At 76.6% G+C, this 12,231-nt stretch carries 16 protein-coding genes; 8 read left to right on the forward strand and 8 right to left on the reverse strand.

The annotated features are described in order from the left end of the window. The first annotated feature begins 167 nt into the window (after positions 1 to 167). Positions 168 to 620 (forward strand): SRPBCC family protein, encoded by a 453-nt coding sequence (locus tag IE330_RS06900; protein ID WP_190134965.1) that lies wholly within the window; start codon positions 168 to 170, stop codon positions 618 to 620. On the opposite strand, the gene IE330_RS06905 is transcribed toward IE330_RS06900, so the two are convergent. Beyond that, entirely contained in the window at positions 553 to 1,284 is a 732-nt protein-coding gene (locus IE330_RS06905) for a hypothetical protein (protein WP_190134966.1), read from the reverse strand. The genes IE330_RS06900 and IE330_RS06905 overlap by 68 nt on opposite strands. 10 nt (positions 1,285 to 1,294) lie before the next feature. Further along, positions 1,295 to 2,056 carry a sulfite exporter TauE/SafE family protein gene (locus tag IE330_RS06910; RefSeq protein WP_190134967.1) on the reverse strand — a complete coding sequence of 254 codons (762 nt, stop codon included), beginning with the start codon at positions 2,054 to 2,056 and terminating at the stop codon, positions 1,295 to 1,297. A gap of 84 nt (positions 2,057 to 2,140) precedes the next feature. Between IE330_RS06910 and IE330_RS06915 the strand changes: the two genes are divergently transcribed. After that, positions 2,141 to 3,055, forward strand: coding sequence for a LysR family transcriptional regulator (locus tag IE330_RS06915; protein ID WP_190134968.1), 915 nt, complete (start codon positions 2,141 to 2,143; stop codon positions 3,053 to 3,055). Between the two features lie 190 nt (positions 3,056 to 3,245). Then, entirely contained in the window at positions 3,246 to 3,536 is a 291-nt protein-coding gene (locus IE330_RS06920) for a DUF6355 family natural product biosynthesis protein (protein ID WP_190134969.1), read from the forward strand. A gap of 92 nt (positions 3,537 to 3,628) precedes the next feature. Here the strand turns inward: IE330_RS06920 and crcB are convergent, their stop codons facing one another. Both crcB and IE330_RS06930 read right to left on the reverse strand, forming a co-directional pair. Further along, positions 3,629 to 4,003 carry a fluoride efflux transporter CrcB gene (crcB, locus tag IE330_RS06925; RefSeq protein WP_190134970.1) on the reverse strand — a complete coding sequence of 125 codons (375 nt, stop codon included), beginning with the start codon at positions 4,001 to 4,003 and terminating at the stop codon, positions 3,629 to 3,631. Further along, the gene (locus IE330_RS06930; RefSeq protein ID WP_190134971.1) at positions 4,000 to 4,551 is read right to left on the reverse strand and encodes a fluoride efflux transporter FluC; all 552 of its coding nucleotides are present in this window, start codon (positions 4,549 to 4,551) and stop codon (positions 4,000 to 4,002) included. The genes crcB and IE330_RS06930 overlap by 4 nt, the downstream gene beginning before the upstream one ends. Positions 4,552 to 4,771: 220 nt before the next feature. On the opposite strand from IE330_RS06930, the gene IE330_RS06935 reads away from it, so the two are divergent. Together IE330_RS06935 and IE330_RS06940 are read left to right on the forward strand one after the other, a co-directional pair. Beyond that, positions 4,772 to 5,017, forward strand: a complete 246-nt coding sequence (locus IE330_RS06935; protein ID WP_190134972.1) for a hypothetical protein — start codon at positions 4,772 to 4,774, stop codon at positions 5,015 to 5,017. 511 nt (positions 5,018 to 5,528) lie between these two features. Further along, positions 5,529 to 5,903 carry a VOC family protein gene (locus IE330_RS06940; RefSeq protein WP_190134973.1) on the forward strand — a complete coding sequence of 125 codons (375 nt, stop codon included), beginning with the start codon at positions 5,529 to 5,531 and terminating at the stop codon, positions 5,901 to 5,903. 21 nt (positions 5,904 to 5,924) lie between these two features. Here IE330_RS06940 and IE330_RS06945 read toward each other — a convergent pair whose 3' ends face one another. Continuing rightward, positions 5,925 to 7,208 (reverse strand): alcohol dehydrogenase catalytic domain-containing protein, encoded by a 1,284-nt coding sequence (locus IE330_RS06945; protein ID WP_190134974.1) that lies wholly within the window; start codon positions 7,206 to 7,208, stop codon positions 5,925 to 5,927. After that, positions 7,205 to 7,675 (reverse strand): Dps family protein, encoded by a 471-nt coding sequence (locus IE330_RS06950; protein ID WP_190134975.1) that lies wholly within the window; start codon positions 7,673 to 7,675, stop codon positions 7,205 to 7,207. The genes IE330_RS06945 and IE330_RS06950 overlap by 4 nt, the downstream gene beginning before the upstream one ends. A 279-nt stretch (positions 7,676 to 7,954) precedes the next feature. Here IE330_RS06950 and IE330_RS06955 point away from each other — a divergent pair, with 279 nt between their 5' ends. The 3 genes from IE330_RS06955 to IE330_RS06965 all read left to right on the forward strand — a co-directional run bounded on the left by IE330_RS06955 (position 7,955) and on the right by IE330_RS06965 (position 10,223). After that, positions 7,955 to 8,356 carry a DUF6479 family protein gene (locus tag IE330_RS06955; protein ID WP_229925447.1) on the forward strand — a complete coding sequence of 134 codons (402 nt, stop codon included), beginning with the start codon at positions 7,955 to 7,957 and terminating at the stop codon, positions 8,354 to 8,356. 152 nt (positions 8,357 to 8,508) lie between these two features. Continuing rightward, entirely contained in the window at positions 8,509 to 8,865 is a 357-nt protein-coding gene (locus tag IE330_RS06960; RefSeq protein ID WP_190134976.1) for a DUF779 domain-containing protein, read from the forward strand. Between the two features lie 116 nt (positions 8,866 to 8,981). Further along, complete coding sequence (locus IE330_RS06965; RefSeq protein WP_190134977.1) at positions 8,982 to 10,223, forward strand: phosphodiester glycosidase family protein; 1,242 nt, start codon at positions 8,982 to 8,984, stop codon at positions 10,221 to 10,223. Here IE330_RS06965 and IE330_RS06970 read toward each other — a convergent pair. After that, a complete protein-coding gene (locus tag IE330_RS06970) occupies positions 10,220 to 11,827 on the reverse strand; it encodes a hypothetical protein (protein ID WP_190134978.1) in 1,608 nt (535 codons plus the stop codon). The two genes, IE330_RS06965 and IE330_RS06970, sit on opposite strands and share 4 nt — an antisense overlap. Positions 11,828 to 12,015: 188 nt before the next feature. Further along, positions 12,016 to 12,210, reverse strand: a complete 195-nt coding sequence (locus IE330_RS06975; RefSeq protein WP_190134979.1) for a hypothetical protein — start codon at positions 12,208 to 12,210, stop codon at positions 12,016 to 12,018. Positions 12,211 to 12,231 lie beyond the last annotated feature (21 nt).

Consider the following 12,231-nt stretch of genomic DNA (forward strand, 5'->3'; position numbering starts at 1 on the left):
CGACGAATCGGGGCGGTGCGCCGCGGCCGGGCCGTCGAGCAGGAGCCGTGCGCCGCGTGCGGCCCGTCGGGCCCGGGCAGTGCGCCGCGTTCGGCCCGTCGGGCCGGTGCGACGTGCCGCCGGTGCCGGTTCCCCGAGCAGTTCCGGACTCGGCAGGGAGAACCCGCGTGCACCGTCATGACATCCGCCTCACCGGCTTCTGGCAGGCCCCGCTGCCGCCGGACGCCCTCTACGCGACCCTCGCCGACGTGGAGGCCTATCCGCTGTGGTGGCCCGCGTTCCGCTCCGTCCGGCGCACCGGGGAGCGGGAGTGCGAGGCCGTCATCAGGTCCGCGCTCCCCTACGCGCTGGCGGTCCGGCTGACGGCGGTCGTCGAGGACCCGGACCGGCGCGTCCTGGAGGCGGCGCTGGACGGGGACCTCGCCGGCAGCGTCCGCTGGGCCGTGCGCCCGGACCGGCAGCGCGGCTGCGTCGCCTCCCTCACCCAGTACGTGACCGTCCGCAAGGCGGCACTCAGGCGCTGGATGCCGCTGGCCCGGCCGCTGTTCCGGGTCAATCACGCGCTGGCCCTGCGGAGCGGGGAGCGCGCTCTGCGGGCGGGGGCGGCGCCACGGCGGTGACGCCCGCCCCCGGCGCGGCGCCCTCCAGGCCGCCCGACACCGGCGCCGCGCCGAGTCCGTGCTCTCCGTCGGTGTGGCGCAGCACCCACGCGTCGAGGTCCCGTGCCGCCGCGTGCGGCGCCTCCAGCGCGTGGGCCCGCCACCAGCTCCCCCGGGCCGCGCCGGGGCGGCGCAGTTCGGTCCGCAGGCGGGCCTCTGCCGTCGCGAAGAGGTCGCGCGCGACGTCGCCCGGTACGCCGAGCGCGGCGCCGACCCGCTGCCAGTCGGCGCCGCCCATCCGCTCGTACACGACCGCGGCTTCGAGCAGGCGCCGGGCGGCGGCCAGCACGTCGGCGGCGTCGGCCAGGGTCGCGCCCGGGGAGACGGGGCCCCCGTCGGCGCGCAGTGCGCCGCGGGCGACGGGCACGGCGGCACGCGCGAGTTCGGAGACCTCGTACGCCGCGTGGGCCAGGACCAGCCGGGCACGGGCCGCGTCGGGGTAGGCAGAGGCGTCAGCCTCCCCGGCATCGTCCGGGCACGCGCGATCGCCCGGGCATGCGGGGCCGCCCGGGCACGCGGGGCCGCCCGGGCACGCGGGGCCGCCCGGGCACGCGGGGCCGCACGGGCACGCGGGGCCGTCCGGGCACGCAGGGGCGTCCGTGCGCCCGGGGCCGGTCTCGCTCATGTCGTCCACCTCAGCCCCGCAGGAAGGACAGGGCCGTCATGGTCGCGGCGGTGGTCAGGACGGTCCCGCGCAGCAGCCGGGCGGACAGGCGGCGGGCGAGGTGGGCGCCGGTGAAGCCGCCCGCCACCGCGCCGCAGAGCAGGGCGACGAGGAGCCACGGGGTGTCCAGCGCGTCGGAGGCGACGAGGAACAGCAGGGCGGCGGTGGAGTTGACGGCCACTATCTGGACGGTGCGCAGCGGGTTGCTGACCGCAGGATCGATCCCGAGGCCGCCGCACCACAGGGCCATCATCATGATGCCTACGGCTCCGCCGAAGTATCCGCCGTACAGGGCGAGCAGGAACTGGCCGACGAGGGCGGCCGTGGGGCTGAGGCGCGCCGCGTGCCCGGGGCCGCCGTCCACCGCCCGCGCGAGGCGGCGCCCGCAGGCGAGGACCAGGGTGGCGAAGGCGAGGAGCCACGGGACCGCCGCGTCGAAGGACGCCGCGGGCAGCGCGAGGAGCAGGCCCGCGCCGAGCCCGCCGCCCACCGCGCTGACCGCCGTCAGGGCGGCCGTCGGCACCGGCCCGACCGGCCTGACCTCGCGGCGGTACACCCACGCGCTGACGGCGGCGCCGGGCAGCAGCGCCACGGTGGACGACGCGTTCGCCGTCACCGGCGCCACCCCGGCCGCGACGAGCGCGGGCAGCGCCACGAACGTGCCGCCCCCGCCGAGGGCGTTCAGCACCCCGGCGACGGCACCGGCCGACAGGACCCACAGCAACGCGGACACCCCCCGAGGATCACGCGTGCGGCACCGGCTCCACAATGCGGAATCCGCGCAGCCTGCCTAAGGCTGTGCCATAGGCTCACGGACATGCGGTACGACCTGGACGACCTGCGGCTCTTCCTGGACATCGTGGCGGAGGGCTCGATCACGGCCGGGGCCCGCCGGATGCGTCTCAGCCTGCCGTCGGCGAGCGCCCGGGTGCGCTCGCTGGAGCGGCAGGCAGGCGTGGCGCTGCTCGTCCGGGGGCGGCGAGGGGTGCGGCCCACCCCGGCGGGGACGGCGCTCGCCCGGCACGCGCGCGACGTGCTCGCCCACACCGCCCGGCTGGAGAGCGCGGTGGCGAGCTACACCCGGTCCCCCGGCGCGCCCCTGACGCTGCTGAGCGGCGGGTCCGCGATGCACGAACTGGTGCCGCGGGCCCTGGTGACGTTCCTGCGCGCGCATCCGGACGTCGACGTCACGGTCCGCGAGAGCCGGACCCCCGACACCGTGCGGGCGCTCGCCGACGGCGAGGCGGACCTGGGCGTCGTCGTCGACGCCGAGGCCCGGGACTGCGGCCTGGCCCTGGAGCCCCTCGGCGACGACTCCCTGGTGGTGATCGGCCAGGCGGGTGGGCTCCTCGCCGGGCGGACCGCGCTGGTGTACAGCGAGGTCGCCGAGCATCCGCTCGTGCGGCTCGACGCCGGGTCGTCGCTGCGCCGCTGGATCGAGGAGCACCTCGGCCCGCACGCGCCCGTGGTCCGCCACCGCACCAGCGTCGCGGGGCTGACCACGGTCGTCTCCCTGGTGGCCGCGGGTGTGGGCCTCGCCGTCGTGCCGCGCCGCGCGGTGGGCGCCCACCAGCGGCTGGACGTGTGCGCGCTGCGGGACACCTGGGCGCGCCGCCGGCTCCTGCTGGCGTGGGGGACGGGCGGCGCGGCCTCGGCGCCCGCCGCCTCGGCCCTCGCGGAGCACCTGCGGCGGGAGGCGCTGCCGCCCTCCCCGGCGGAGCCGAGTACCTGACGGCGGGCGTCCGGGCGGCAATCGGCTGACGTTCACCCGATCGGCGCACGCCGAAACGATGCGCCAGGTGAGTCGCGCCGGGCTCCGGCATCCGCCGCGCCGCCCGTGGGGAGCCTCGGGCCGACGACCGGCGACCGGCGGGTCCCGCGTGGCCCCCGGCTCTCCCTACCTCTGACCTAGGAGTTCTGTGGTGCGCATCCGTCGTAAGGTCATCGGCGCCCTCGGTTCGGCCGCGCTCGCGCTGACGTCACTGGGAGCGGTGACCGCCGCCGCGACCCCGGCCGCCGCCTATCCGTGCGGCTTCTACGAGACCCAGTCCGACGCCTACTACAACCACTGCACGTCGGACGGCTCCCGCGTGGTGATCCAGGTGCGGGTCGCGCTGGCGCCCGACTACGAGAAGTGCGTCGGCCCCGGCAGGACCTGGCTGGGCTCCGCCGGCAAGGTCCAGGGCGCCCACTACGTGGGCCGCACCTGCTGAACGGCCGCCGCGCGGCGACGGGCAGGACGCTTCCCTGGGGCGCCCCGCCCGTCGCCCGTGCGCACCACCCGTCGCCGCGCCGGGTCCGGCCCTCACCCCCAGAGCGCCGCGGCGAGGGCCGCGCCGGCGACGGCGGCGCCGAGGCCCGCCAGGACACCGGCCACGACGTTGGCCGCGGCGTGGAAGCGGGCACCGGTTTCCGCCAGCCGCAGCGTTTCGTACGAGAACGTGGAGTACGTGGTCAACGCCCCGCACAGGCCCGTGCCGACGAGGAGCTGCGCGGAGTGGGACGCGGCGCCGTGGACGACCGCCCCGGTCAGGACGCCCAGGACCAGGCAGCCGACGACGTTGACGGTGAAGGTGCCCCACGGGAAGGCACCGTCGTGCCGGGACCGGACGGCGCGGTCGGTCAGGTGGCGCAGCGGTGCGCCGACGGCACCGCCGGCCAGGACGAGCAGCCAGTTCATCGCCGCCCCCGCAGGGCGCGGCGGGTCGTCGCGGCCGCCGTCCACACGGCCGCGAGCGCGGCGAGCGGTGTCAGGGCCAGACAGGCCAGGCCGGTGCCGGCGCGGTCGTCCTCGATCAGGCGCTGGACGTCGACGGCGTACGTGGAGAACGTGGTGAAGCCGCCGAGGACGCCGGTGCCGAAGAACGGCCGCACCAGCCGGTGCGGGGCCCACAGGTCGGTGACGAGCACCATGAACGCGCCCATCACCGCGCAGCCGACCGCGTTCACCAGGAGCGTGGTCCAGGGGAAGGCTCCCGCCGCGGTGGGCCACAGCAGGGCGGCGCCGTACCGGGCGGCGGCGCCCGCCGCCCCGCCCGCCGCCACGGCGGCCACCACCGGCGCCTCCCGGCGGGCGGCGTCCCGGCGCCGGACGGCCGGGGCACCGCCGCCGAACGCCGACGCGCCGCCGCCGGGGCCGGTGTCCGGGCCGCGGTCCGGGTCCAGGCCCAGGTTCGGGTCCCGGTCGACGGGTTCGGTGGTGGCGCGGTCGTCGCGCGGTGCTGTCATCGGATACGTGTCTCCCACTCGTGGCCGCCCGGAGTGTGCGGGCGCACGTCCTGACGAGCAGGGACCGTTGGCGGCGCCGTCGCCGCGGTGCGGTACGGCGGGCCCCACCGCCGTACGACCGCCGCGCGGGCCGCGGCCGTGCCGTCCAGCGTAGCCGCGGGCCACCACTCCGACGAATGAATGATCACATCTTCCGCGCGGTCCCGCCGTTACGCACGGCGTGATCAAGCACACCATCGCCGCCGCCGTCCTGGCCGGCCTCGCGCTGACAGTCCTCGGAGGCACGGCGAACGCCGCGCCCTCTCCCGCCATGCCCCTCACGGCCGCCGCCCCCGCCTCTCCGTCCGTTCGGGGAGGCGAGGACGACCAGGGCGGACGCGACGACGACCGCCGCAAGGCCGGGAAGCGGCAGCAGCACGACGACCGGGCGAACACCGCGAGGCGGTACGAGCGCGACAACGACTAGACGACCGGGCGAACGGACGACCAAGGGAATAGAAGCCTGACGGCAGCGGCCCGCCGACGACAGCGGCGGGCCGCTTTCACGTGGCCGGACCGGGAGGTGAGGTGCCGCGCGGCGTTTCCGCCGGGCTGCCGGGGGCACCCGCGTGCGCACACGGGAAGGATCACGTGCGACCGGGCCGGGGGACGGAAGGGCGGGGTGGTCATGGGCGGCAGGCTACGGGGAGGCGCGCACTTCGGGCGCGGGCCCGCGACCCGCGCCCGAAGCTCCTCGCACCCCGTGGCTTCCCAGCCACCTCCACGGGTCCCCCACCGGGCCCCCGGCAAACCCGCACCCGCCGGACACGTCTCACCCGGGCCCCTCCCCCACCGGCGTACCGGCGCAGCGGAGCACGTACCGCCGTACGGACGCACCACAGCACCGAAGCACCGCAACACCGAAGCGACAGAGCAGAACACTCACCGAAGCACCTACCGAAGCAGTCACCGAAGCACCGAAGAGATGAGGCGTTCCCATGGCCACGGTCGCATCCGCCGTCCTCGTGCTCGACAGCGGCGAGCCCGAGCAACTCGCCCTGTTCTACGGCGCGTTGCTGGGCGGCGAGGTGGAGTACAACCCCAAGGCCGACCGGTTCGAGGTCACGGCGGCGTCGGGGGCGCGGCTGGGGTTCCGCCGCGACACGGGGTTCGCCCCGCCGAGCTGGCCCCGTCCGGACGACTCCCAGCAGACGCATCTGGAACTGCTCGTCCCCGACGGCGACCTGGACGCCGCGGAGCGCGCGGCCGTCACGCACGGCGCCCGGCCGGTGGACACCCAGCACGGCGGCAACCCCGACCTGCGCCTGTACTGCGACCCGGCCGGGCACACCTTCACGCTGCGCGCGGGGTGACGGCGCCCCGGCCGGGGCCCTTCAGTCCTCGGGCACGCCCCACAGGGGGTCCGGCGCCCGCGGCGGCGCGGGGTCCGCGATGTCGAGCGCGACCTTCGTCCAGCCCGGCTCGCGCCGGTCGAGGTTCCCGTACGCCGCGACGGCGTCATCCGTCACGGCCCAGTGGCTGAGGACCGGCGGGGGGTCGAGGGCGCCGGAGGCGACGAGGTCGACCAGGCGCGGCAGATAGCGGCGGTGGTGGCAGGTGCCCATGCGCAGGGTCAGGTTCTTCCGCACGGCCCGGCCGAGCGGGAAGCGGTCCGCGTGCGGCGGGTAGGTGCCGAGGATGCCGACGCTCCCGGCCCTGGCGGCCATCTCGACGGCCCAGCGGACGGCGAGGCCCGGGGCGTCGCCGGGCGTCCAGGTGCCCCGCGCGTCGGGGCTCCGGACGGAGGCCGCGCGGTCGCGCGCGGCGGTGTACGCCTCCTCGTGGCCCGCCCGTTCCCCGGCCGCGGCCACCGCGTCGGCGGCCGGGCCGAGGACGGGCCGCTCGGCGTCGACGCCGACCGCCTCGATGACGCGGTCCACCCCGGCGCCGCCGGTCATCTCGCGCACCTTCTCCACCGGGTCCTCGGAGTTGAAGTCGACCGTCTCGGCGTGCTGGGCGCGGGCGAGGGCGAGCCGGTCGGTGAGCCCGTCGACCACGACGACCCGGCCCGCGCCGTGGTGGCGGGCGGCGGCGACGGCGCACAGGCCGACGGGGCCCGCGCCGAGGATCGCCACGGTGTCGCCGCCGCTCACCCCGGCGAGCCGCGCGCCGAACCAGGCCGCCGGGAGGGCGTCCGCCAGCAGCACGGCCCGCCCGTCGTCGACGGAGTCGGGCAGCGCCACGAGCCCGGTGTGCGCGAACGGCACCCGCGCGTACTCGGCCTGGAGCCCGTCGAGGCCGCCCGCGCCCCCGGGGCCGCCGAGGAGCACCGTCCCGCCGCGGGAACCCGCCGGGTCGGCGTCGTCGCACTGCGCGTACAGGCCCGCCCGGCAGGTGGGGCACGTGCCGCACGCGACCGTGGGGGAGATCACCACGCGGTCGCCGGGCCGGAAGTTGCGGACGCCGGAACCGGTCTCCTCGACCACGCCGACCGCCTCGTGCCCGAGCACTTGCCCCGCCCGCGGACCGGGCAGTGTGCCGCGGACCAGGTGCAGGTCGGTGCCGCTGATCGCGGCCGTGGTGATGCGGACGACGGCGTCGTGGGGGTCTTGGACCTTGGGCTCGGGCACGTCCTCCACCCGGATGTCGCCGACGCCGTGCCGGACGACGGCCTTCACCGGTCCTCCGCCTGGAACATCCAGTGGTGCTTCTCCAGCGCGCCCGTCATGGAGATGAGCAGGTCCTGGGTGACGGGGTCGACCTCCTTCGTGGTGGTGATCCGCTCGCGGAGCCGGTCGATCACCGCGCCCAGCGCCTCGGTGAGCAGCCTTACGGCGTCGCTGTCGCGCAGCCAGCCCTCCTCGACGGCGGGCAGCAGCGCGTTCGCGGCGACGGTCTCGGACCGGCCGTCGGGCGGCACCCCGATGGCGGCGGCGCGCTCGGCGACCGTGTCGGCGTACGCGCGGGCGGTGGCGACGACCTCGTCGAGGTGGAGGTGGACGGTGCGGAACCGGGGGCCCACGACGTTCCAGTGCGCCTGTTTGGCCAGCAGGGACAGGCCGAGCAGGTCCACCAGCGTGTGCTGGAGCGCCTCGCCGGTGGCGTTGCGCGCCAGGTCGGACAGCGTGTTCCGGACGACGGTCATACCGCTTCTCCTCCTTGGGACGGGGTGCGCCGCGGGCGGCGGACTGCCCGGGTGCCCTGGGGCCGCGGACAGGAAACGGCGGACGTCGTTCCGGTGCGGGGCGCGGCGGGGAGCTGCCCGCGGCGCGTGAGGCGCGGGGCGCGGCGGGGAGGTGCCCACGGCGCGTGGGGCGCGGGGCGCGGCGGGGAGGTGCCCACGGCGCGTGGGGCGCGGGGCCGGGCGGGAGGTTTCCGCGGGTGGTACCGCGTGAGGTGCGGAGCGCGGGGTACCCGGCAGCGCATGACTGCATCGAACGGGCTGACCGTAGCTGACGCATCGTCCGACGTATCCGTCCTCGCCGGCTCCGTGCCCCTGGGCGGTCTCGCGCCCTTCCTCATCGGCCTGGTCGTCGCGGTGGCGCTGACGTGGGCCGTGTGGCTCGGCATCCGGGTACGCAGAAGGGAACCGGCCCGCCCCCGCCCCGAGGAGCAGCCGCGGCTGCCGGAAGGGGGGCCGGTCCACGAGGTGCGCGAGCGGCGCGAGCCGGACGAGGTGCCGCGCAGCGACGAGCGCCTGACCCCGCACCAGCTCAAGGGCCAGGGCACCGTGGGCAGCAAGCGCAGTGACGACCAGGAGCCGGACCGCTGGAGCTCCGGTTCCAGCGGCGCCTTCGGCAGCGGCGGCCCCGGCAACCAGACCTGACGGGCCGGTGCCGGGGCAGGCCCCGGCACCGGCCCGGCGCGCCGCCCCGCGGGCTGCCGCGTGCAACCTCCTCGCAACGTCAGGCGGTGTGGACTGGCGCGGCCGCGCCATCACGGCGCGGCACCCGCGAACCCGGAGGAGGCCGACCCGCCATGGCTGACACCCCGCGCGTGGAGCTGACGCCCGCAGCCGCCGACCTGGTGCGGCGGCTGCGGGCGGCCCACGGTCCGCTGATGTTCCACCAGTCCGGCGGCTGCTGCGACGGCAGCGCGCCCATGTGCTACCCCGACGGCGAGTTCCGCACGGGTGACTCCGACGTCCTGCTCGCGTCGCTGGCCGTGGACGGCGTGGCCGAGCCGGTACGGTTCTGGATGTCCAGGAGCCAGTACGCGGTGTGGAGCCACACCCGGCTCATCGTCGACGTCGTCGAGGGACGCGGCAGCGGCTTCTCGCTGGAGGCCCCCGAAGGCGTCCGCTTCCTCATCCGTTCACGGCTCGTGGGGACGTAGGCCACCGTCGTCGTCACCGTCGTCTGGTGGACTCCCTTCCCTGCTGGGACATTTGGACGGACCGGGCGACCCGAGGGGGATCCGTGACACGACACGGGCACGGCGGCAGACGACCCATGGCGACGCGGTGCAGAGCGGTGCGCGGCACCCTCGCCGCGCTCACGGCACTCGGCACCCTGGCCGGTGCCGCCCTCCTGGGGGCGGCACCGGCCAGCGGCGTTTCCGGGGCCGCGCGGGCGGCCGTCGAGATCGCGCCGGGCGTGGAGTACCGGCAGTACGACATCCCGGCCGCGCGGGGCACCGCGCACGCGCACGTCCTGGACGTGGACCTGCGCGAACCCGGCGTCGGCGTGGGCCTGCTGTACCCGGGCGCGGTCGGCGCGCGCGAGGCCGTGTCGGCGATGGCCGGACGGGAGGGCGCGGTCGCCGGGGTCAACGGGGACTTCTTCAACATCACGGAGACGCAGCACCCCGGGGTGGAGGCGACCGGCGCCCCCGTCGGCCCGGCCATCGCCGCCGGGCACCCCCTCAAGGCGGCCGTGCCGAACGGCCAGCGCTTCGGCCCCGCCCTGCCGCCCGGCACCACCACCGAGGACGTCATCGGCGTGGGCACCGACCGCCGGGCCCGCCTGGACCGCCTGCGGCTCGACGGCGGCGTGCGCACCCCGGAAGGCCGGGTGCCGCTCGGCGGGCTCAACCAGTACGCGCTGCCGGAGGGTTCGGTGGGCGCGTTCACCAGCGACTGGGGAGTCACCTCCCGGGTGCGCGCCACCTGCGGCACCGACACCGACCGGGGCGCGCCGTGCAGCACGGACACGTACGAGGTGACGGTGCGGCGCGGGCAGGTGGTCGAGGTGGCCGAGGCACCGGGCCGGGGCGCCATCGCCCCGGGCACGACGGTCCTCGTGGGCCGGGAGGCGGGCGCGCGGCAGTTGCGCGAGCTGGCGCCGGGCGACGCGGTGCGGGTCCACCACCGGCTGGTGCCCTCGGTGTCGCGCGTGCCCTACCGCTTCGCCGTCGGCGGGTACCCGCTGCTGCGCGGCGGTGCGCCGCTGCCGGGCCTGGACGACCGGGCCTCGGCGGTGCGCACCGCCGCCGGCATCGGTGACGGCGGGAGGCGCCTCGTGCTGCTCGCGCTCGACGGCGCCCCCGAGTTCCGCACCGGGCTGACCATCGCCGAAGTCGCCGCCGCGCTGCGGGAACTGGGCGTGGAGGACGGCTTCAGCCTGGACGGCGGGGGGTCGAGCACCCTGGCCGCGCGGGCACCGGACGCCGCCGAGGTGACGGTGCGCAACCACCCGAGCGGCGGCGCGGAACGCCCGATGCCGAACGGGATCGGCGTCTTCTCGCGCGGCTAGGGCCCGGTCGCGGGCGGGGTGTCGCGCACGGCGACGAGCCCGTTGAAGACGCCCACGTAGGCGGTGCCGTCGGGGCCGAGGGTCACCGGCGCCCAGTTGTTGTCGTAGGCGGGCCCGGTCCCGGCGAGCCGCTTGAAGCGGGTCCGCCCGGTGTGGAAGTCGACGGCCGTGAGGTACCAGGCGTCGACGCCGAGGCGGTTCGGCTCCTTGGTGTACAGGTAGAGGAGACCGTTCGCGGTGGACAGCTTGGGCACGGTGGACGGGGAGCGCTCCCGGCTCTCCCAGACGGTGTCGCAGCCGCTGCCGTCCGGGCGGACGTCGATCCGCGTGACACCGCCGACGACGCTGCGGCCGAGGGTCAGGGAGGTGACGTTCTCGTAGCCGTAGTTGTTCTCCACGACGAGGCTGTTGCCGTAGCTGACCAGGGAGTTGTCGGTGGTGGACGCGCCCTCGCCGAAGACGGGGACCGCGCAGACCAGGCGGCGGTCGTCGGGGACGCCGGGGTCGCGCCGGTACACGAGGACGTTCATCCGGCCGTCGGCGTTGTCGGTGATGGCGACGTACTTCTCGTCCGTGCCGAACAGGTCGGGCGTGGTGCCGGAACCCTGGTTCACGGAGCCGGGTTTGGTGCCCGTGCCCCGGTCGTAGGGCTGCCGCCACAGGACCTTGGGGGTGCCGTCGGCGGCGGCCTCGAAGGCGTACAGGGCGTGGTCGGAGACGAGGGAGACGCCGTCCTCGGCGACGGAGAACGAGTTCTGGATCTCCTCGCCGCGCAGCCGCAGGGACCGTACGGCGCCGGTGTCCGGGTCGACGGTGCCGACGCGGCCCTGCCGGGTCACCCACCACAGGCGGCCGTCCCAGTCCGGCATGACGGAGGTGACCGGGTCGCACGCGCCGCTCGGGAAGAGGTTCGTCCAACTCACGCAGTCGTGCGGGACGTGCGCCGTCAGGTCCCAGTCGGCGTCGACGACGAACCGCCGGCCACCGTCCGCGGTGCGTTCGTGCGCGAGGCGGACGATGTGCTGGCGGGAGTCGGCGAGCACGAGCCGGTCCTCGTGGTCGAGGAAGGAGTAGGCGCCGCCGGACGTGTCCTTGAAGATCTTGGAGAAGTCGAGCCGGGTGATCGCCTCGACGGTGGAGGGGCGCTGCGGCAGCTTGTACGTGGCCAGGGTGCGCAGGGTCCGCGGCGCGAGCAGCTTGACCTCGAAGCCGGAGAACGTGCCGCACACGGTGACGAGGCGCCCGGCGCGGTCGAAGGTGACGGTGGCGCACTCCCCGCCGAGCGCCGCCATCTTCGCGCTGGTGACCTCCGGCGCGTGGCCGAGGGGGCCGGACCACGGGTACGTGCCGCTGCCCGCGGCGTCGGCGTGCATGCCGCTGCGGCCGTTGGGCGCGAGGTGGGGGTGCTGGGGCGGCGGGTCGCCGGGGACGGGGCGGGGCGTGGCGGGCGCCCCGGTGTAGGGGGCGACGAGCCGGTGGCCGGGCGCGTTCGGGATCTCGTCGGCGACCGCGGCCGGGGCGGGGGCCGAGGCGGCGAGGGCCAGGGCGAGGACGGGGGCGAGCACCGGGGCGAGGGGCGCGAGCGTACGGGGCAGACGCGGCATGCGCCGACGCTAGGACCGCACCCGTGAAGTGTCCATGCACATCCGGGTGTTGTTCACACGGCCGTGACGGCTGCGGCGGCCGCGGCGGCCGTCCGGCGGGGAGCGCCGGGCCGCGCGGCGGCGGTCACGGGCGCCCGGCGGCGACGGCCGCCGCCGGGGCGCGGTGAGGGCCGCCGCCGGGACGGGTGTCAGGGCCGGATGCCGCTGACGATGTCGGCCGTCGCCGTCAGGCCGTCGTGAATGGTGGGGGCCACGCTCGTCCCCGCCAGGTAGAAGCCGAGCAGGCAGCACACAAGGGCGTGCGAGACCTTCAACCGGCCGGTACGCAGCAGGACCGCCGCGAGAATCAGGAGCAGCAGCCCCATGGAAATCGAAATGGCCATCACGGACCTCCTCCGCCACGT

This window comes from Streptomyces longispororuber (genome assembly GCF_014656095.1).
GTDB classification, from domain to species: Bacteria; Actinomycetota; Actinomycetes; order Streptomycetales; family Streptomycetaceae; genus Streptomyces; species Streptomyces longispororuber.

What these genes read in the sequence shown, in the direction of transcription:
- IE330_RS06940 (WP_190134973.1), top strand. Translation starts at nt 5,529, where the DNA reads ATGGCCACGGTCGCATCCGCCGTCCTCGTGCTCGACAGCGGCGAGCCC.
- IE330_RS06965 (WP_190134977.1), top strand. Translation starts at nt 8,982, where the DNA reads ATGGCGACGCGGTGCAGAGCGGTGCGCGGCACCCTCGCCGCGCTCACG.
- crcB (WP_190134970.1), bottom strand. Translation starts at nt 4,003, where the DNA reads ATGAACTGGCTGCTCGTCCTGGCCGGCGGTGCCGTCGGCGCACCGCTG.
- IE330_RS06975 (WP_190134979.1), bottom strand. Translation starts at nt 12,210, where the DNA reads ATGGCCATTTCGATTTCCATGGGGCTGCTGCTCCTGATTCTCGCGGCG.
- IE330_RS06950 (WP_190134975.1), bottom strand. Translation starts at nt 7,675, where the DNA reads ATGACCGTCGTCCGGAACACGCTGTCCGACCTGGCGCGCAACGCCACC.
- IE330_RS06930 (WP_190134971.1), bottom strand. Translation starts at nt 4,551, where the DNA reads ATGACAGCACCGCGCGACGACCGCGCCACCACCGAACCCGTCGACCGG.
- IE330_RS06960 (WP_190134976.1), top strand. Translation starts at nt 8,509, where the DNA reads ATGGCTGACACCCCGCGCGTGGAGCTGACGCCCGCAGCCGCCGACCTG.
- IE330_RS06955 (WP_229925447.1), top strand. Translation starts at nt 7,955, where the DNA reads ATGACTGCATCGAACGGGCTGACCGTAGCTGACGCATCGTCCGACGTA.
- IE330_RS06970 (WP_190134978.1), bottom strand. Translation starts at nt 11,827, where the DNA reads ATGCCGCGTCTGCCCCGTACGCTCGCGCCCCTCGCCCCGGTGCTCGCC.
- IE330_RS06905 (WP_190134966.1), bottom strand. Translation starts at nt 1,284, where the DNA reads ATGAGCGAGACCGGCCCCGGGCGCACGGACGCCCCTGCGTGCCCGGAC.
- IE330_RS06915 (WP_190134968.1), top strand. Translation starts at nt 2,141, where the DNA reads ATGCGGTACGACCTGGACGACCTGCGGCTCTTCCTGGACATCGTGGCG.